14 protein-coding genes are annotated in these 19,226 nt (G+C 59.5%); 5 read left to right on the top strand and 9 right to left on the bottom strand.

Annotated elements, in window-relative coordinates; translation table 11 throughout:
* Positions 1-226 precede the first annotated feature (226 nt).
* A complete protein-coding gene (locus tag NIT7645_RS17855) occupies positions 227-1,375 on the top strand; it encodes a lytic murein transglycosylase (RefSeq protein ID WP_037303222.1) in 1,149 nt (382 codons plus the stop codon).
* Positions 1,376-1,464: 89 nt separating this feature from the next.
* On the opposite strand, the gene NIT7645_RS17850 is transcribed toward NIT7645_RS17855, so the two are convergent.
* A complete protein-coding gene (locus NIT7645_RS17850) occupies positions 1,465-4,119 on the bottom strand; it encodes a methyl-accepting chemotaxis protein (protein ID WP_050687690.1) in 2,655 nt (884 codons plus the stop codon).
* A gap of 95 nt (positions 4,120-4,214) precedes the next feature.
* Positions 4,215-5,375, bottom strand: coding sequence for an ABC transporter substrate-binding protein (locus NIT7645_RS17845; protein ID WP_008563362.1), 1,161 nt, complete (start codon positions 5,373-5,375; stop codon positions 4,215-4,217).
* Between the two features lie 238 nt (positions 5,376-5,613).
* Here NIT7645_RS17845 and NIT7645_RS17840 point away from each other — a divergent pair, with 238 nt between their 5' ends.
* The gene (locus NIT7645_RS17840; protein WP_050687688.1) at positions 5,614-6,651 is read left to right on the top strand and encodes a glycosyltransferase; all 1,038 of its coding nucleotides are present in this window, start codon (positions 5,614-5,616) and stop codon (positions 6,649-6,651) included.
* Here NIT7645_RS17840 and NIT7645_RS17835 read toward each other — a convergent pair.
* From NIT7645_RS17835 to NIT7645_RS17825, 3 genes are read right to left on the bottom strand one after another with little or no spacing between them, the layout of a single operon-like run.
* The gene (locus NIT7645_RS17835) at positions 6,579-7,721 is read right to left on the bottom strand and encodes a glycosyltransferase family protein (protein WP_037303223.1); all 1,143 of its coding nucleotides are present in this window, start codon (positions 7,719-7,721) and stop codon (positions 6,579-6,581) included. The two genes, NIT7645_RS17840 and NIT7645_RS17835, sit on opposite strands and share 73 nt — an antisense overlap.
* Positions 7,722-7,723: 2 nt before the next feature.
* A complete protein-coding gene (locus tag NIT7645_RS17830; RefSeq protein WP_008563401.1) occupies positions 7,724-8,665 on the bottom strand; it encodes a glycosyltransferase family 2 protein in 942 nt (313 codons plus the stop codon).
* A gap of 5 nt (positions 8,666-8,670) precedes the next feature.
* Entirely contained in the window at positions 8,671-9,726 is a 1,056-nt protein-coding gene (locus NIT7645_RS17825) for a glycosyltransferase family 2 protein (RefSeq protein ID WP_050687686.1), read from the bottom strand.
* 167 nt (positions 9,727-9,893) lie between these two features.
* Here NIT7645_RS17825 and NIT7645_RS17820 point away from each other — a divergent pair, with 167 nt between their 5' ends.
* Positions 9,894-11,972 carry a GumC family protein gene (locus NIT7645_RS17820; RefSeq protein WP_008563519.1) on the top strand — a complete coding sequence of 693 codons (2,079 nt, stop codon included), beginning with the start codon at positions 9,894-9,896 and terminating at the stop codon, positions 11,970-11,972.
* A gap of 12 nt (positions 11,973-11,984) precedes the next feature.
* The gene (locus NIT7645_RS17815) at positions 11,985-12,734 is read left to right on the top strand and encodes a hypothetical protein (protein ID WP_008563517.1); all 750 of its coding nucleotides are present in this window, start codon (positions 11,985-11,987) and stop codon (positions 12,732-12,734) included.
* A gap of 7 nt (positions 12,735-12,741) precedes the next feature.
* On the opposite strand, the gene NIT7645_RS17810 is transcribed toward NIT7645_RS17815, so the two are convergent.
* From NIT7645_RS17810 to NIT7645_RS17800, 3 genes are read right to left on the bottom strand one after another with little or no spacing between them, the layout of a single operon-like run.
* Positions 12,742-14,031 carry an O-antigen ligase family protein gene (locus NIT7645_RS17810; protein WP_008563467.1) on the bottom strand — a complete coding sequence of 430 codons (1,290 nt, stop codon included), beginning with the start codon at positions 14,029-14,031 and terminating at the stop codon, positions 12,742-12,744.
* Positions 14,028-15,296 carry a glycosyltransferase family 2 protein gene (locus NIT7645_RS17805; RefSeq protein ID WP_159420190.1) on the bottom strand — a complete coding sequence of 423 codons (1,269 nt, stop codon included), beginning with the start codon at positions 15,294-15,296 and terminating at the stop codon, positions 14,028-14,030. The genes NIT7645_RS17810 and NIT7645_RS17805 overlap by 4 nt, the downstream gene beginning before the upstream one ends.
* Entirely contained in the window at positions 15,289-16,563 is a 1,275-nt protein-coding gene (locus tag NIT7645_RS17800) for a glycosyltransferase family 2 protein (protein ID WP_110732350.1), read from the bottom strand. Before NIT7645_RS17800 ends, NIT7645_RS17805 begins: the two co-directional genes overlap by 8 nt.
* Positions 16,564-16,689: 126 nt before the next feature.
* On the opposite strand from NIT7645_RS17800, the gene NIT7645_RS17795 reads away from it, so the two are divergent.
* On the top strand, positions 16,690-17,604 hold the full coding sequence (locus tag NIT7645_RS17795) for a sulfotransferase domain-containing protein (protein ID WP_242656139.1): 915 nt from the start codon (positions 16,690-16,692) through the stop codon (positions 17,602-17,604).
* 24 nt (positions 17,605-17,628) lie between these two features.
* On the opposite strand, the gene NIT7645_RS17790 is transcribed toward NIT7645_RS17795, so the two are convergent.
* Positions 17,629-18,921 (bottom strand): family 16 glycosylhydrolase, encoded by a 1,293-nt coding sequence (locus tag NIT7645_RS17790; RefSeq protein WP_008563556.1) that lies wholly within the window; start codon positions 18,919-18,921, stop codon positions 17,629-17,631.
* Between the last annotated feature and the right edge of the window lie 305 nt (positions 18,922-19,226).

Genomic DNA, 19,226 nt, shown 5'->3' with positions numbered 1-19,226 from the left:
CGCGCCCTACACATGCGCGCCAGCTTTTTTGTATCAACGTCAACTATGTAGACCCCGAAAACCGCTTCGCCAGCACCTTTGAGATTTTTTAATTCGTTGGCTGGGCTCTCGTCGGCGTCAAGCCGCCGCGCAACCCAAAGGCTGTGATTTCTTGGCGGCCTCACCTTGCAGGGCAAACTGGATCCGCTAGTGTTGCGGCAAAGAGCACGGAAAAACGGCGGGCAAGATGGGCATTTCACGACGGCATTTCGGATTGGGGCTTGCGGCCCTCGGCTTGGGAGCATGCGGCGGGGGCCTCCCCACCGGGGAAACCAGCCCGGTGAAATCCACAGGCCTTCCCGCAGATCTGAGACCAATACCAAACGCGGCCTATGACGCATGGGTTGATGCATTCAAGCCACGCGCTCTTGCGGCTGGGATCTCTCAGAACACACTGAACGCTGCGTTCCGCGGGACCGGCTATTTGCATGGTGTGATCAAACGCGACCGAAATCAAACCGAATTCAAACGCAGCCTGGAGGACTATCTGTCAATCGCCGCCTCAGATGAACGGGTCGGCAAAGGACGTGCCGCCTTTGCCCGCCACCGCAGCACCTTGGCCGCTTTGGAGCAAGCCTACGGCGTGGACGCCGAGATCATCGCAGCGATCTGGGGGCTTGAGAGCTTCTTTGGCGAACGCAAAGGCGATGTTCCCGTTATCTCAGCAACCTCAACCTTGGCATTTGATGGCCGTCGCGGCGCGTTTTTCGAAAAGCAGCTGATCGCAGCCCTGCGCATCCTGCAGCGTGGCGATATCACGCCCGCCCGCATGACCGGCAGCTGGGCGGGCGCCATGGGCCACACACAGTTTATTCCAACGTCCTACCAGGCCTTTGCGGTGGATTTTACCGGCGATGGAAAACGCGACATCTGGTCAGAGGACCCCAGCGACGCGCTGGCATCCACCGCCGCTTATCTTGCCCGCAATGGCTGGACCCGCGGGCAAGCGTGGGGACGCGAGATCACTGGCGACACATCAGCGACAGGCACAGTCATCCAGCCCCAACCAGGGGGGCCGCGCTTTGCGGTGACCGGAAACTTCCGCGCCATCAAACGCTACAATAACTCTGATGCCTATGCGATCGGCGTTGGTCATCTTGCTGACCGGATTGCAGGCGGCGGACCGTTGCGCACGCCCTTCCCACCTGATGCAAACGGACTCACCAAAGAGGACCGGATTGCCCTGCAAAAGGGGCTCACAGCCAGAGGTTTCGATACCGGTGGTGCAGATGGGGTGATCGGCCCCAACACCGAAAAGGCTATCCGCGCCTATCAGCAAAGCCGCGGTCTGCCTTTGACCGGAACACCATCGCAGTCCCTGCTACTGGAGCTCTAGGGTCAGGATGCATTGATTTGGCTATCAGCAAAAAGGGCGCAGAAACTCTGCGCCCTTGTGGTTAGTGTTCTGTTTGATCCTGTGCAGCGTCAGCTGACCATTTGCCAATCCATGCTTTCGGCCTGACCATCTGCGCCATAGGTCTCCATCGATTTTGGAGTGCCGGGCGTCACCGTGAAATGCGCGACAAGCTCGGCAAGTTTGGTCGCGTCCCCCCGCAGCATATGGCTGGCTGCGGTCGATTGTTCGACCATGGCTGCATTTTGCTGCGTCACTTGGTCAAGCTGGCCCATGCCGATGTTGATCTCATGCAAGCCAGTTGATTGGGTAACCGCACCATCAGCAATCTCAGACACCTGCTTTGAGATTTCGCTGACCTGATCAACAATCGCATTGAGCGCCGCACCCGCCTTGCCGACAAGCTCAACCCCCAGGTCCACCTTCTTCGAGCTTTCACTGATCAGGGTCTTGATCTCCATCGCGGCGTCCGATGTGCGCTGTGACAGACCCCGAACCTCGGATGCAACCACCGCAAAGCCCCGACCAGCTTCGCCTGCACGGGCCGCCTCCACCCCGGCGTTCAACGCCAAGAGGTTGGTCTGGAACGCGATATCGTCGATCACACCAATGATCTGCGCGATGTGTTTTGAGCTTTCTTCGATATCGGTCATGGCGGAAACCGCGCTGCCGACCACATTGCCGTTCTCAACCGCCTCTGTCTTGGCCTTTTGCGTCGTCCCTTCAGCCTGGCGCGCGCCCTCTGCCGCGGACTTCACGCTGGCGGTCAACTCGTCCAGCGCTGCTGCGGTTTGTTCAAGGGTCGCCGCCTGGCTTTCCGTCCGGCGAGACAGATCATCAGAGGCCTGGCTGATTTCATCTGCACCATTGCGGATGGAGGAGGCAACATCGACCATCTCCACCACCGTGTTGCTCAGCGTCTCGGCGGTCTGATTGAAATCAGCCTTGAGCTGGGCGTAGCCATCTTTCAGATCCTCGTTGATCCGCACGCTCAGATCCCCCTGCGCCAAGGACGCAAGACCATTGCCGATCGCTGTGACGGCCGCCGCCTGCTCTGCCTGATGCAAGGCGCGTTCCTCTTCTGCAGTTTTGGCCAGCTCGTCCTTTTCCACCAGCCCGTTGCGGAATACGGTCAGAGCCTGAGCGATCCTGAAAACCTCGTCACTGGTGCGATCAAACCCTTTGATGGGGCTCATATCGCCGTTTGCCAGCCGTTCCGTTGTGCGGCTGATAGCATTCAGGGGCCGTTGGATCAGCACATGCGTCACAATCAGTGCAGCGATCAAAAGACCCCCCGCGACCACCAGAAGCCGTTCAATATTGGCTTTCGCCTCTGCAACCTCGGCGCCGATCTGCCCCGCCATCGTGGCTATCTCGCTTTGGCTGCCTGCCCCAAGGTCAGAGGCACGGTTGGCAATCTGCAGCACCGCTGCAGTTGTCGCCTCGGCCGCGCTGCGGGCATCCGCATCGGCATTCAGCGACGCAATCCGGTAGGCAGACAATCCGCTATCAGCCTGCGCAAGGGCAACAATCTGATCAAGCGATGCTGCCAGAACACCGTCGTTAAAGTCTCTGTATTCCGCCAACGCCCCTGCCGCGCGAGCCATCGGCTTGGCAGCCGCCAGCGTCCGTTCCGGATCCTGCGAGGTTACGACCGCAAGCGCAGAGGTCTGAAAGTTGCTGATCCATGTGTTGATCTCCAGCAGCGTGTTGAGAAAACCAACCTCATTGGTCAAAAGGCCCTGGATTGCGTCCTTTGATCCTGTGCTGGCATCCTCCGCTGCGATCGTCAGCTCAAACACCATGTCATCAACCGCAGTTGACAGCAGCCCATCGGCTGACAGCCGCGCAGCGAGCACCTCTTGGCGAAGTGCTTCTGACTGGAACCGTCCACGGGACACGGCATCAGACAATGTTGCGGACACATTGCGCAGCTCTTCCGTATCTACAACTTCCGCCGCTTCAAGCCCATCGACCACATCAGACAGTCGGCCCGCAGACGCCTGTGCGAGATCGCTGAGGATCGACCGCATTGAGAGATCGGAACTGTTGCCAATCGCCAGTGCGATGCCGGACATCAGGTTGATCTCTCCGCGCGCTTCCAGCAGGGCTTGCAGCGTTGCAAACTTCACCTCGACCAAATCAGCCAACGTTTCCTCGACCGATGTGATGGTGTCTTCGCCCCCCATGGACAGGTTGAAATACGCATCATCAGCAATTTCAGCCAGGGTCCCCTGAAGCGTCGCGCTCAACTCCTGCAATTGGCCGGTCAGGCTGATCACCTCGTCCGAGTTGCGAAATGCGATCCTGCGCGAGGACACGGATTCCGCCAGCGCGGTTTTGACTTGCACCACATCTGGCTGAAACTCCGATCGCAAGGCTTCGGGCATTTGTGCGACGGTCTGCTCCAGCTGCGCGACTGCCGTCTCGACAGTCTGCGTGGCACTGGTCAATTGATCGGCGTTGTCTGCCATCATCACATTGACCATCGCGTCTTTTGTTTCGCTCGCGGCCCCGATCATCTGTCCACTCAACTGCAATTGGGGCAGCTTTTCTGTCGAAAGGGTCGTCATCTCGGATGAAACCCGTTCAAAGGCAAGGATCACTGCAAAGCCAAGCGCCGCCGTGGTTCCTGCCATCGCCAGCAGGATGAAAAACATCTTCGCGCGGATGCTGGACAGGGGATTCCATTTGCGTAGCGCACTTGTGGGAGTCTGCGTCGTCATGATCTTACCTGTAAATTTCAGTTCACATTCGCCGCCCGGTTGTGGCGGCTCTCAGACAGGCCGGCGCAAACAACGCACCGGCCCATGAGATAAAGTCAGGACTCGCCGCCGGTCGCGACCGGCTGGAAACCACCGTCCTGTGTAATGCGGGTCAGGAACACATCGTCCATGCCCTGATTGTCGCCGGGGCCAAAGGTCATGGTCACGCCACCAAAATCGACGGTGCCCAATCCATTCATCGCGGCAAGGAAGCTGTCGCGTGTCAGCTCTGCACCAGCGGCTTTCAGCGCCTCAATGGCAAGCCGACCGGTCAGATACCCTTCAAGCGAAACAAAACCTGGCTCGGCTGCTGGGTCCAAAGCCTTGAGCGCGGCCTGATAGTCCGCAACTACGGCAACAGATGTATCCCACGGGAAAGGCACGACCTGGCTGATGATGACACCTTCACCCGCATCGCCAAGCTCCTTGGCGAGCGCGTCAGAGCCAACAAAGGAGATATTTACGAAGGTCGGATTGAACTTCAGCTTGCGCGACAGTTTGATGAACTCTGCCACCGGCTTGTATGCGCCAACCATGACAACGGCATCCGGTTTTGCCTTGCGGATGGTCAACAGGGCTTTTTTCACAGCGGTCGTGTTGCGGGTATAAGTGCCCTCCGCGACCAATGTCATGCCGCGCTTTTCCAAGGCTGCGGTCACACCAGCGAGACCAACACGACCAAATCCATCGTCCTGATAGAGCAGTGCGATGGATTTCATGTTCTGCTCATCAACGAGATGCGCGATCCAGGCCTCTGTCTCGGCGGCATAGGTTGCCCGCACGTTCAGGATGTTGCCGTGGCTTGCATCACGCAGAAAACCGGCACCGGTAAACGGGCCAAGAAAAGGAACGTTTGCCGCTGTTGCAATAGGCTGTGTTGCGGATGACGTAGGCGTACCAACCGCGCCGATCAGGCCAATATGGTTGTTGTCTTCGATGACTTTCTTGACCAGCGCCACCGAACGGTCGGGCTCATAGCTGTCATCCATGCTGTCCAAGGCGATCTGGCGTCCGTGGACACCGCCTGCGGAATTCGCTTCGTTGAATGCCGCCTGCATGCCCAACTGCATACCTTGGCCAAGCGCAGCCGCCGGCCCTTCCAGAGCGGCCACCTGTGCAAAGCTGACTTTGTCTTTCGTAATGCCTTGTTCGGCCAGGGCCATCGCGGGCAGCGCCAAGGCCAGCGCCGCTGAAATCATTGTCTTTCCGAGATACATAGATCTACTCCACCTTCGAGAACGCTGATGGAGAGTGAGGCGTAGGCGTTAACAAACCAGATATGCGACAAAGTACCCCTACGTCAGAAATGCGACCAATTTTATCGAGAGTGCGGCAAGCCGCCTGACCCTGCCGGTGCGGACGTTCCCGCGGAATTTGGTTAATTCAATCGACGCAGGGGCGCCTGTCTGCTAACCATTGTGAACATTTTGAAGTGATTGTTTATCGGGTATCGCTGTGAAAATTCCTTTGTTTTTTGATGGCTATGACCTGAAGGCCTATGATTTCCCAGGGGGTCGGCCACTGTCTCATCTACGCGAGCGGCTACGGTATCACTATCGTCTGATGAAAGGGGCCCAGCCCAGTACCGGCTTTTATGTTGCCTTCAGCAACCTCGCCAAAAGCCTTGAGATGCTTGGCCATGAAATCTGCATAAATGACTTTGGATTTGCGCGCCGCAACCCGGATTACCCTGTCGGCTTCAGCGGATATCTTGCTCCGCTGGCGCGATTCGGCCTGCAGAACCCGATCCTCTATGGTCCTGGCCGCGTGCCTGATCCAGACCATCTGGCCGCGCTCAGACAACGCATGAACCTGGCGACGGTCACCTATCCGTCACAATGGCCGATCATGCTCAACCCGGTAGAAAGCAGAGACCTGTTTGCCCCGATGTTTGTCGGCATCGACACCGATGCCTGGCCGGATCTTTCCAGCCAAACCAAAACCGTCGATATCCTTCTCTACAACAAGGTTAGATGGGAGGTCCCAACCCGTGACGTTGATCTCATGGCCCCCCTTCGCGCGCTGTTCAAGGCCCGCGGACTGGCCGTGGAAGAGATCCACTATGGCCATCACACCCCTGAACAGTTTCGTGCCAGCCTAGGCCGCAGTCGCACGATGGTATTTTGCACCGAACATGAAACGCAGGGGCTCGCCTGTCAGGAGGCGATGTCGTCAGGACTGCCCATTTTTGCCTGGGATGAAGGGAAACTCAGCGACCCCAGCCAACAGCGGATCGCGCCGGGGCCTGTCACCCCCAGTTCAGTCCCGTATTTCGATGACCGCTGTGGGCTGCGCTTTACCACCCAGAATATGGAAGAGCGGTTTGATCAATTCTGGAACCAGCGGCATGGCTTTCGTCCGCGCGATTATGTGGTCGAAAACCTCTCGCTCTTACGCGGCGGGCAACGTTTCATGGAGCTTTACGGAGCCCTGTGCGACCGCGCCGGTATCCCCACAGATCCAAGCAGACCTGTCACATCGGCCTCTGTCTGACGAAAAACCGCATCCGGTATCGCCGCAATCGCTTGGGAACAGGCTTTGATCGCCTGTTGATCCAACGCTGACAGACATGAAATCAGCGCGTCAGGAGTTGCAGCATCGATCGTCCACCCCTGCCCCGTCTGCGCAATCTTGCGACCGGTTTCAGTGCCTGACAGCGCGATGACCGGGCAATTGTGCCAGCCTGCCTCATAGATCCGATTTGGCAGCAGCAAATCCGAATTCCCGCCCGCCTGCCAGAGATCCTGCGCCCAGACCACGTCACAAGAGCCGTAACAGGCCGCCAGACCATCGGGATAGGCATAAGCGCCGTGAAACACCACCTGCGCCACGTCCGCTATTCGGTCGTGAAAATCCGGCAGGACGTGGTCGTGGATCTGCCCATGAATATGCAGCTCCACCGCGCCACCCATCCGCTTTGCGGTTTCCAGTAGCAACTCAAAACTCGGGCGGCAGCGGATCGCGCCGATCCAGCCCAGACGGATCACCCCCGCATCTCGACTGTCGGCGACGGGGTCGGGGCGACGGGCATCATCTACCAGCACCAGCTTGTTTTCGACCAGATGCCAAGGCCCGTCATACCCCTGCCGGTTCGAGAAGTAGCCTCGGTGGAACCCGGGAGAGGAGAGCCACAACGCACTGACGCTCTGCAAAAGGCGCCGCTCTGCCAGACGTGCCAGACGGGATTTAGCGCCGTCCCCTTCCAGCAGGCTGTGAATATCCAGGACCTCATAGGCGATTGGCGCTGTGCTCTTGCTACGCCTCTTCACCACGCAAGCCAACGCCAGCATGTCGAGATTGCGCGCAACCAGAACATCAGCGGACGCCACAATCGGCGCAAGCCGCGGATCTGCAAGCGCCGCTTTGAGTGCGAGCGCAGCTCTCTTCATGAGACCGTGCTGGCCGATCTGCCCCAGATCAATATTCTGCCACGCGACCTCAGGCTTTGGTCCTTTGCGGGACGTGACCGAAATCACCTCATGCCCCAGCTCGTGAAACGAGCTGAGACGCCGCAGTTGCGCAACATCCGTCAGATCAGACCCAAAGCAGACAATCCGCGCCAAACCTATTCCCCCGGCGCGCGTATTGACTGATTGGACTGGCCGTAGATCTGCGGCTGCGGCAGGGCGGCGCATCCCGACAAGACACCCACATGCAAGAGACCGCGCAAAATCCAGTAGTTGCGCCGCCCCTCTGACATCCCGTTCATCAAGGCCGCACACAGGCAATAGATCACCTTGGCAAGCGCAAGAACAATAAGCCGACTTTTGGCAGCCCAGCCACTGGACCCAGAGGCATAGCTTTGCCCCATGCGATAGCGCCGCCTGGCCAACCACGCCAATGTCAGCCGATCAGCTGAGACATCCTCCTCGACAACCGCGTCCGGGTTGACTGCAAACGTCGCGCCACGGGCAGAGAGTGCAAAGAAATACGCCGTATCCTCCCCACCACTGGTGCCGCGTTTCAGATCAAACTCCACGTCGCTCCAAGGTGTGCCACAAAAGCGGACCAGCGCATTGCAGCTGTGGGCGGTCTGGCGCGGGCTGATCTGCCCCGTCGCGCTGCGCCGGATCTCTGGCCAGTTGCTGTGCCAGTCCTGCGCAACCATCCATGCAGGCGCATCTGCCGGATAGCGTGTCAGGGTCGGGCCGGACACCACATCGGCCTGCCCATCCAACGCACAAGCCATCAGCTGCAGAAGCCAATCCTCCGGCGCAACCTCATCATCGTCAATAAAGGCGATCCAGTCAGAGCCACGCTGACGTGCAATGCTCAGACAGGCGTTGCGCGCAACAGAGATATTGGCCGCCGGCGCATGCACATAGGTCACCGGCCAACTGCCCGGTTCCTCCCGCACCAGATGTTCGGCGCTGGGGCGCGCGTCGTTATCCGCCACGATGATGTTGATGAAACACCCTTCAGGCGCGCGCAGTCGGGCCAGCGAGGCAAGTGTCTCAACCACGCTCTGACGTCGATATGTGCAAAGAAGGACCGAGATCCGCTGCATCAGTTTCAGCCTTTTCCTATTCCCCGCCAGAAATGGCGCAGTGTCATTCCCAAAAATCCGACCGCCCAACTCATGTGCATCGCAAACAAGGCCACGCCGGCCCAGGCGCCCTTTCCACCCAGCTTTCGCACTCCAAGACCGCTGATGGCCGCGAGCGCCACAAGATAGGCAACAGGCCAAAACAGCGTGACTGGAAAAAGTGGTGAAATCAGGACAGCCAGCACACAGACCACGAAATTCAAGACGGGGATCAGCTGCCGCAGCCGGGGGCGCATTCCATGCTTCAGAATGGTCCGTGCCCGCCCTGCCCCATAGTTGCGGTATTGGCGTGATAGCGCGCCAAGGGTATCTCGCATGATATAGCCAAGCCGCACATCCCCCGCCAGCCAGATGCGGCCGCCAGCCTGAGAAAGCCGCCAATCGAGCTCTGCATCTTCGTTGTGACTAAAGTCGGGATCATATCCCCCCACCTTGCGAAAACAGGTCAGATCCATCAGCGCGTGATGGCCATGATCCACATATCCCGAACGGCGACCGCCCCGATGGGCAGAGCCGCCTGATCCCGCAGGGGTATCCACCACCCACGCTGCCGCTTGGCCAAATGGCGTGCGTCCGGTCGATACCATCGGGACCACGACGGATGCCTTTTCCCTGCCGTCCCGAAATGCCGCCACCAGATCACTGGCAAATGCCTGAGGATACAGCGCATGCGCGTCGCACCGCAGCAGCAGGTGAAACCCATCTCCGTAGTGTTCGACAGCCCGATTGATGCCTGCCGACTGGATGCGATCGGGATTGCGCATCACATGCACAGGACAGGGCGCGCCAGCCGCATAGGCCGTCACCAGATCAACCGTGCCATCCGTGCTGCCACCATCGGCCACGACCACGCTGCACCGGTCAGGATCTTGCAGCAACGGATCGCACAGAAGACTGTCGAGACAATCAACAATGTGTTGGGCTTCATTCAGCGTCGGGATCACAAGCAGGATGCGCAGCGCCTGCGCCCCGTCGGTGACGTCACGCGCACCAACCTCGCCTGTTTGCCTGCTCTTCTTCATGCTCTTATCGGCCTGCAAAGTGTTAACAACCTGTCTAGCGGATCGGAGGACGCTGGAACAGATTGATTTTTGCGCGTAGTCTGGCCGGACAATCCAGACCCGGCCCCAGGCGGTATCGTGCAGCGCAAGGGGGTTGGGGGCGCAACAACAACGATGGGGTCAACCACGTGTCTACGCCAAAGACGTCCTTTGCCGCTGATGACGGGCAAGAAGTGCTCGATCTCGGTGCGATTTTCGCGATCATCTGGCGCGGCCGCCTGCTGATCCTGCTCTGTGTTCTTTTGGGTCTCGCCTTTGGCGTCTGGCGCGGCTTCATCGCTGCGGTCCCCCTGTACGGAGCCGAAGTGCAGCTGGTGCTTGATCCGCGGGATGAAAAGGTCGTCGACATCGAAAGCGTTGTCAGCAGCTTGTCAGCAACGGACGAGGTGATCCGAACCGAAGTCCATATTCTCGGCGGCCGCGAGCTGGGCGGCCAGGTTGTTGACCGGCTCAATCTGGTTGCGGATCCTGAATTCAACATGTTGCTCCGTGATCCCGGATTTGATCCAGTCCAGAGCCTGAAGAACGCGATCAAGACGATCCTCGGAATGGAGATCTATCAGATAACCGGCGACCCCGATCCCGCATTCCTGCGTGAAAAGGTGATCCAGACGCTTTTGTCGAATGTCGAGGTGGTGAACATCCCCGACACCTATATTTTCTCGATCTGGGTTCTTAGCGAAAATCCGTTCAAGGCTGCCGAAATCGCCAATGCATTTGCAGATATCTATGTCGAAAACCAGGTGGCCGTAAAACTCGATGTGACCGCACAGGCGACCGGCTGGCTGGCTGAACGGGTGACTGAACTGCGCGGGCAGTTGGAAAAAAACGAACGGCGCGTTGCAGAAATTCGGGCCCAGGCAGACGTAACCAGCCCTGCCCAGCTGATCGGATTGGAAAACCGGCTGATTTCCCTGCGCAGCGCGCTTTCTGAACGCAGCGAAGAGGTCGCGTCCCGCGCCTCTGCCCAGGCGGAACTGAGCGCCGTTCAAACAGAAGCAGATCAACGCGCCGCAGCCCGTCGTTTTGGCTATGGCGCATTGATGAGCCGCGCCAGCGATCCGCAGACTGGCTGGCGTGCGGTTCTTGCTCAGGCCGCCCGTGATCTGCGCGAGGCCGAGGCCAAGGAACAGGCCATCCGCACCTCAATGGCCGAGCTTGAGATCACCATCGCCACACAAAGCGATGCGCTGACTGAAATCGTTCAGGCAGAGCGCGATGCGGAATCCAGCCGCCTGCTGTTTGAAAACTTCCAGAACCGTTTGCGAGAAACCTCCATGCAGGTGGGGCTGCAACGCGCCGACAGCCGGGTGATCTCGCGGGCTTTCCCACCAGACAGGCCCGCCCTCCCCCAAAAGAGCCGTATCCTGATCCTTTCGGTGTTTTTTGGCGGGTTCATTGGCACGGTTCTGGTTGTTGCGTTGCAACTGACCCGCGCCCGCCTGCATTCGGCCAGCCAGATTGCCAACATCACATCTGTGCCGGTGATCGCCGTGCTTGATCAGTTCACCCAAAAGGTCCGCCCCGAGGATGCTGCCGCCCTTGGCCCGCAAACCCGCGACGGTGAGGCCATTCGCAACCTGCGCACCTCTCTTTTGATGGCTCGCGACGATGTCCCGCCTCAGGTGGTCGTCTTTACCTCTGCCGAGAGCGGGGATGGAAAATCGACACTGTCCGCCGCGATGGCGCATAACATTGCGCAAATCGGCAAATCGGTCTTGCTGATCGACGGTGACATCCGCCGCCACTATCTGTCCAACCCGCTCGCCAACGGCAATCAGCATCCGGGTCTGTCGGATGTTCTGTCCGGCAAGGTCGCATTGGCTGACGCCATCCTGCCCGGAGCATTGGGTCAGGTGGATATTCTGCCTGCAGGCACCGTCAGCGGGAGTGCTGCAGACCTGCTCAGCCAGGGGGGTCTGCCGGATCTGTTGGCAGAGGTTCGCAACCATTGGGATGTTATCGTGATCGACACACCGCCCATCTCGGTGGTGCCCGACGCGCGGATCATTGGCCGCCACGCTGATCTCCTGATCCTACTCGCCCAGTGGAACACCACACGCCAATCGGTCTTTGCCGATGCCCTGCGCCAGTTGGAACAAGGTGGGCGCAGCCCCGATGGCATTGTCCTGACCAAGGTCAAGGCCGGGCGCAAACCGCTCTACGGCCCGGCGCGACGGTCTCACGACAACTACTATCGCGGCTGACGGGCAGGCATCATGCAGGTTTCCTCTCTCGTTCGGAAATCCCGAAATCTGGCCCGCCGTGCAATCGGGCTTCCGGTCCTGAACTATCAGGTTCTGGGAGAGCGATGCTCTGGCACCAATTTTCTGGATCAGCTGATCCTGCAGAATTTCACCCATGCGCGACCGCGATATGAGATGTGGAAACACGCTTTCCCGAATTTCATCGCTGCCCCATCAGATGTCGTCTTTGTCGTCATTTTTCGCGAACCCTATGGTTGGCTCGAAAGCATGTACGGCAAACCCTGGCATAGCCGACCAGAGCTGAGAGCCCTGGCATTTTCCGACTTTATACGCTCCGAATGGCAAAGCATCGTCGACGTACCACAGTGGTTCGACCTGCCCCGATCCAGCCCGGCGGAAAACCAGCCGCTCAATCAGGATCTGCATCCCATCACGGGGAGACCCTTTGCCAACCTCCTAGATCTGCGGCGCGCCAAGGCCGAAGCGCTGCTGTCCCTTCCTCTGCGGGGCGCAAAGGTGGTTTTCACCACCCATGATGAGGTCAGCACATCCCCTGAAACCATCATCGCACGTCTGGCCGAGATCAGCCCGGTGCCCCCACACCCGGATTTGAAGGTGCCAAAGGGGCATTTCGGCTGGTCATGGTCGGATCGCAACGTAAAGCCCAAAACTCCCGGTAGTCTCATCAGCGCAGAAGATCGCAGCTGGATAGCCAGCCAGCTTGATCCGGCGCTTGAGGCTGCGATGGGTTTGCCGTTGTGAGTTGCCCCTAGCCACTGCGCGGCACGTCCGTCCATCGCCCCAGCGCACGACCGGCATAGATCCACGCCATCGCGATCAGCATGTGGCGGATCGAATGCTCATTGTAGATGACGTTGTCCGACAGGGCTGCGACCAGATTGATCAGAATGTAGAACAGGAAATACCCGGCTGTGACACTGCCATCCTGCAGATACCACTGAAAGCAACGGATCACGACGCCAATCAGCAAGCCGAAAAAGGTGACAGCACCCAACAGCCCATTGCCGACCATCAGCTCGATATAGCTGTTGTGAAACCAATAAAGCCCCTCATCCACATAGGCTTCGATATATAGCCGCGCATATGAGGGAACTGACCAGAACGCCCCAAAGCCAACCCCACCCAGTGGGGCCTCTGCGATCTCCTCCAGACCAAAAGCCCAGATCACGGTCCGCCCGGTCAATGTGCTGTCCTTGCCCAGCTTTTCCAGCAGCAATCCCAGCGCATCTATTCCGGACAGGACAATCACAAGCGGCACCAGAAACAGCACCATCAGCGAAAACACCAACGCCACGCGCCGTGCGGTGCCCCCCCAGCGCCGGATGTAGAGAACCGGCACGTAGATTGCGAGGATGGCAAAAGTCACATAGGCCCCTGCCGATTGCGCCATGCCGAGGACCGGGATCATCAGCGCCGCGCCCACCAATCCGACCACAGCCATGCGCCAATAGAAACCAAGGCTCACCAGCCCATGCGCCGCGTTCACGGTCGCCTTCGCCAGCGAGTTCTTGTGCATGTAGATGCCTTTCAACGCGCCATTGGGGTGGTAGGCCGGCGCAAGAAAGGTCACGACCGAGTTCAGGTAGGAAAACACCACACCAATCGCAGAGGTCAGGCTGACGACAATCATTGTCCGATGCGCCGGAATGGCAGACGCAATCCGGATCGCAATCAACGTCGTCATCGTCAGCTGAAAACTACGATATGCCGTAACCGGTGGGTTGACGCTCCACAGGGTTGACGCCATCGCAACCAAACAGGGCAGCAGCACCGGCCAGGCCTGCCATATGATCTTGGCGCTCTGTCGCCAGTCCCGCAGAAACCACAGCACTGTCAGCGCATAAAGCGCCATCCAGCCCGGAGATTGAAACCCGAGGCGGTACACAACACCGGTTCCTGACATCGCCGCAAGGATCAGATACCCCATGTGGATCTGCCCACGGGTCAACCAGAACCCGCCGCGATTGCGCCGCAAGCTGGTTTTCGATGCGTTCTCCCCCTGAGGTCGAGGCGGGTCGGCATCCGCTGTCATGGTCATTGTGCTGCCCCTTTGCTGCTCGGGCTTGTCCCTTTCGCCTCAGACGCTGCCAAAGCGGGATCTGCTACAATGGGTAACGCGTCTTGCGCTGTCGATCCAGTCACAGTGGCTTGGGCTGCGGGCACCATCCAAGCCGCTGACTGCCCGATGGTGCCGCTTATGCGCAGCCGCACGACGCGGCGAGAGGCGGCCGCTGCAAGCTTGGACCAGAACCCCGCCGCAGAATGGCTCAAATCCAGTGAACCGTCGGATCGGCGCGGAACAGGCAGCGCTCCGGCGCCCTCCCCCAGATGCCAAACCACCGGTCGGCGCAAAAACCGCGAGACAGCAGCCTGCAGCCGCAAGCCTGCGCGATTTCGCACAACCGCACCGAACCAGACCAGGTGATCCGGCCGGCCCAGCGTAAGCCAGACAGCCCGCAACCAGCGCCCCGCTCGCACCTCACGCGCCAGCACCAGCTGCGCGTGACGCCGTTTCAGGGATCGCAGCCGCCTGCGCAGAGCGGTGTCGATCTGCGGGGCGTTGATATCTTGTGCAATCCGCCTGAGGGCATCCATCTGCGCCGTCAGATCCGCAGGCACGTTGCGATAAGACACCGATCCCGCATGGCGCCGGTAGAGATAGGCCGCCATCGGCAACACCCACATCTTTGCACCGGACAGCACCAACCGCAGATACAGGTCGTAATCCTCTCCAACACGGAGCGCGCTGTCATACTCCAATTTTTGCAGGGCATCGCGACGAATGAGAGGCTTCAGATAACCGACGTGTCGCAGGCCGGATCGCTCCACGCCGCTCAAGACGATATCGTTAACACCCAATCGTCGCGGCTCTGCTGGCGCATGTTGTCCGAGGATCGTCTCGCCCCGCACCATTGGCCGGTCTGAAAACAGGATGAGATCATCGGCAACGAAATCGGCCTGCAGTTTCAGGGCAGACGCCAGCATCAGCTGCAAACGACTTGGATGCTGACTGTCATCGCTGTCGCAGATCGCCACCCATTCCCCTGTCGCTATCGCCAGTGCCTCATTTCGCGCAGCAGCCGGGCCACCCACCGAGGTGCGCCGCAATGTTCGAACCCGCTTGTCCTGGGCTGCAAACCCTTGGATGATCTCCCAACTGTTGTCTTCTGAGGCATCATCGACAACGATCAGCTCCAGATCGCTCAACGTCTGTGCAAGTACCGCCGAAATCGCGAGCCCGATGTAAGCGGCCCCATTGCGGTTCGCCATCACCACAGAGACGAGCGGACCGGATCTATCCATTTTTGCCGCCATCACCGAAAAACGGTCTGGGCAGATCACTTTGCACATCAGACCGGGCCACGATGTCCTGAGCGGCAGGCACCCGCCACGCGGCCGACAAACCTGCCGGATCGCCGTAGGTCAATGTCAGCGCGCAACGCGACGCAATGAAACACAGCTCTGCCCACAGCGGGCTTTGCGCGTGATCCGCACCCAAATCTGGCACCCGCCGCCACTCTCCGGCCTTGGGATGGGGCTGACCCGGCGCGATCAGATGGATGGTCCGGCTCTCTCGCCCGGCATCAGCAGGGGCGATCCGACGCGAGAGTTTTGCCCAGACCGCAACCAGAAGCGGTCGCAGCAATCCGGGCCGTTGCAACAAGCCACGTGCAGCCGTCCACAATCGGACCGCTTTCAGATCATCGGCAAGGGCTTCGAACGCAAGACGGCCCTCCAGAATACGCCTGCGATCTGCGATAATCTCTTTCAGATCCTTCAGCTGATCCGCATCCAGACTGCCGCACAGGTGCTCCATCGCGTCCATTGCTGCCAGAACCTGCGCCTGGCTGGATCGATATGACAATGACCGAGGGTGGCGTCGGTACAGATACAGAGCCTCCGGCAGCACCCACATCGTGCCCCCCTGCAGCAGATACCGCAGATATAAATCCTGATCCTCACCAATATGCAGCGTCTCGTCATAGCGCAGCGCCTCAAGCGCGGAACGTCGCATCAACGGCTTGAGATACCCCAATTGTCCACCCCCCTGCCCCTTGGCCGGGATCCGCAGCATATCTGCAGCTGTAATTTGCCACGGGTCCGCCGTTGCAGCTTCACCCAAGACACTCTGCGGGGCTGCCAGCGGCTCGGTGGCAAAATGGATCATATCATCAGCCACGGCGTCTGCTGACAGCGCCTCAGCAGCCCGCAGGAGCCGCGAAAGTCGGTCTGGGTGCATGATGTCATCAGAGTCGCATATTGCCAGCCAGCGCCCCCTTGCATGGCTCAGAGCCCGGTTTCGGGCGGCCGCAGGCCCAGACGGGCTGTCGTGGCAAAGCACCACAATGCGGGCATCCTGTGCTGCCAATCTGTCGAGGATTTCAAGCGAACCATCGGTCGAGCCATCGTCCGCAACAATAAGCTCCAGCCGGTCATGGCTCTGCAACAGTACGGAACGGACAGCCGCCTCCAGATAGGCCGCGCCCTGATGGTTTGCCATGATGACGGATACCAATGGCGCCGTCGCGCTCGCCTGCCCCGCCGGTGTTGTTTCGCCCGGTCCCTGCATCTGCCTGCCCATCTTTGTCTTACCCCAGATCTAGCAGCCCGTTTTCCGTGGCGCCAGTAGAGCAAAATGTTAAGACTTGTTAATACCGCAAAGCACCGAACAACAAAGACCAACCAAGGCACCAAGATGAGTGAGCAGCGCAGGGCCCCCTCCCCCGGCAAGTCAGAGTCACAAGAATTGCACCGAACCGGCCCGACGCTAATCGGGATCGGCGCGCAGAAATGTGCCTCGACCTTCATCCATGCCGCGATCGGCGCCCACCCCGATGCCGCCGTCTCCGACCCGAAGGAGATCGACTTCTTCAGCGCCTATTTTGATCGCGGTTACAGCTGGTACTGCGGCCACTTTGCGACCGGCGCTGAAAAACCCGTCCGCTTTGAGGCATCACCATCGTATTTCTACGATCCCCGTTGCCCCGCGCGCGTCAAAGCCTTCGACCCAGACATCAAGATCGTCTGCTTGCTACGGGACCCCATCGCGCGCGCCTATTCGAACCACCTGCACGAAGTGATCAAGGGCCACATCCCCCCGCTTCCTTTTGCACAGGGGCTGGCAAACAATCCCGCGTATGTCGAACAGGGGTTTTACCACCGCCACCTGAGCCGCTGGCTCGACACGATGGGGCCTCCACAGGTGCTGGTGCTGCTTGCAGAAGAGATCAGTGCAGATCCGATTGCCGCCGCTCAGACAGTGTATCGCTTTGCAGGCTTGGATGACGCCTACGTCTCACCCGTTCTGACGGAGCGGCGCAACGAAAGCGACCGCGCCCGCAGTCCGCTCCTGCGGCGCGCGCTGCGTGCGGGCGGGGACCAACTGCGCAAGGCAGGTCTGGAAGACGCGCTCGCGCGGGTAAAACAGACAGGACCGGTTGCGACCCTGTTGCAGGCAAACTCTCAAAACATGCGGGAGGTGGTCCCACCGATGACCGAATGCGACCGCGAAACCATGCTGGGGATCTTTGCGGATGATCTGCGGGCCCTGCCCGCTCTCTTGGGGAGAGAGAGCCTTCCTTGGGACAGTTGGAAGGCTCTAAACAGCTAATCAGACACTAATGTACACATATGTCTAGAAAAGGATCGCATCCTGCGCAAGCAACAGGTCCAGCGTCAGCACCTCTGCCTTGTCATTGATCACCGCGATGTTTTTCCACCCATCCGCGGTTTCCATCTGGACGAGATCGCGTGTCCCCCTGCCCCGCTCGCCATCCAGCCAACGAAGTTGGTCTGCGCTGTCTATCCCCAGCGCACTGAAATCAAGAGTGTCCCCGTGGGACAGCCGGAAGTCATTGACCCGATCCGCCCCACCCGCAGGTTTGAACACGAAAACATCGGCGCCCCCGCCGCCACGCAGCTGGTCGAACCCTCCGCCACCATTCAGACGGTCGTCTCCGCTGCCACCGGCCAAGCGGTCACGACCGCCCCCGCCGAACAGGAAATCATCGTCTTCCTTTCCACGCAGGATGTCGCGGCCCCGGTTGCCATAAAGATGGTCAGCCCCCTTGTCGCCAACAACCTGATCATTGCCCGCCGCACCACGGATCAGGTCATCACCTTCTGTGCCAAACAGATCTTCTGCGGCAGAGGTCCCCGTGACCTCGCTGGCAAAGGAAGATTGGTTTCCATCCGTGCCGTCGTCCCCCGGCAATTTGACCTCTTCGATAACCGCGACCAGAGGCGGTGCATCGGGATCGGGCGTGCCAGCCCAGGCCGATTGTTTTTCCGATACCGCCCAGAGATCAGCAAAGCTTTTGACCGGGCCGGAATACCAAACCTGCCCCGGCATATCTGCGGCGCTGTATTCGGCCAGAACCACACCATCCACCCGGAAAATCGCGCTGCTACCCGTCAGCTCGATTTCGTAGGTATGCATCCCCTCCGAGGCGTCAAACCCAAGATCAATGACCTGTGTCCCCGCGGGGCCATCCGCCAGCCGGATCCTGCTGCCGTCCTCGGCCTCCATATGGATGCTCAGCTGGACCTGTGTTGTGTCGGCGCCCACAAACTCGAAATCGAACTCCAGCCAGCGGTCATTTTGATAGTCCTCCTGAAACAGGAACATCCCGAAAACAGTGCCGTCCTGCATATCCGGCGCCTGTGCGGTCCAGGACCAAACCCCGGTTTCATGCGCGGCCTCTGACTGGATCTCTCCGCCAGAGAATGTCCGCTCACCAGCGTCATTGTCGGACGTCAAATGCAGTTCCACCGCTCCATCGGAATTGATGACCACGTTTTCTGCAGACCATTTGGTATCGACGGACTGGCCCGCGTTCCAAGTTGAGACCAGCCAATCATCCTCGTCCCGTTGCTGCCCCGGCAGGCGCAGATCAAGAATGGGATCGGTGTCTTCAGTCGTGGTCATTCTGGCGTCTCCAAACCTGATGGCCGCTTGAGCGGTCTTGCCTCAGGTTTGGTTTTTGAGGCGAAGCATGGCGGGATTGTGCCATAATTGCCGCCTATTGATGCCTCATTCATAAAGTTTAACACAAACTCAATACCCATCTTAGAGGGTTCCATTTGAAACGAATTGGACCCAGGCCCTGTGGCCCACAACGGGCCACAAAGCGGCATGACAAATGATACCGCACAGGCCAGAGCGCTGGACCACACGGCAATATGCGCCGCCGTCCCCGCGGGGACGCGACAAGAACTGGTCCGGCAGGACCG

The sequence above is a fragment of the Phaeobacter italicus genome (assembly GCF_001258055.1).
GTDB classification, from domain to species: Bacteria; Pseudomonadota; Alphaproteobacteria; order Rhodobacterales; family Rhodobacteraceae; genus Phaeobacter; species Phaeobacter italicus.
Note: the sequence above shows the minus strand (reverse complement) of the source record. Positions and strands in the feature narration are given on the sequence as shown.

What these genes read in the sequence shown, in the direction of transcription:
- NIT7645_RS17855 (WP_037303222.1), top strand. Translation starts at nt 227, where the DNA reads ATGGGCATTTCACGACGGCATTTCGGATTGGGGCTTGCGGCCCTCGGC.
- NIT7645_RS17850 (WP_050687690.1), bottom strand. Translation starts at nt 4,119, where the DNA reads ATGACGACGCAGACTCCCACAAGTGCGCTACGCAAATGGAATCCCCTG.
- NIT7645_RS17845 (WP_008563362.1), bottom strand. Translation starts at nt 5,375, where the DNA reads ATGTATCTCGGAAAGACAATGATTTCAGCGGCGCTGGCCTTGGCGCTG.
- NIT7645_RS17830 (WP_008563401.1), bottom strand. Translation starts at nt 8,665, where the DNA reads ATGCAGCGGATCTCGGTCCTTCTTTGCACATATCGACGTCAGAGCGTG.
- NIT7645_RS17825 (WP_050687686.1), bottom strand. Translation starts at nt 9,726, where the DNA reads ATGAAGAAGAGCAGGCAAACAGGCGAGGTTGGTGCGCGTGACGTCACC.
- NIT7645_RS17815 (WP_008563517.1), top strand. Translation starts at nt 11,985, where the DNA reads ATGCAGGTTTCCTCTCTCGTTCGGAAATCCCGAAATCTGGCCCGCCGT.
- NIT7645_RS17810 (WP_008563467.1), bottom strand. Translation starts at nt 14,031, where the DNA reads ATGACCATGACAGCGGATGCCGACCCGCCTCGACCTCAGGGGGAGAAC.
- NIT7645_RS17805 (WP_159420190.1), bottom strand. Translation starts at nt 15,296, where the DNA reads ATGGATAGATCCGGTCCGCTCGTCTCTGTGGTGATGGCGAACCGCAAT.
- NIT7645_RS17800 (WP_110732350.1), bottom strand. Translation starts at nt 16,563, where the DNA reads ATGCAGGGACCGGGCGAAACAACACCGGCGGGGCAGGCGAGCGCGACG.
- NIT7645_RS17795 (WP_242656139.1), top strand. Translation starts at nt 16,690, where the DNA reads ATGAGTGAGCAGCGCAGGGCCCCCTCCCCCGGCAAGTCAGAGTCACAA.
- NIT7645_RS17790 (WP_008563556.1), bottom strand. Translation starts at nt 18,921, where the DNA reads ATGACCACGACTGAAGACACCGATCCCATTCTTGATCTGCGCCTGCCG.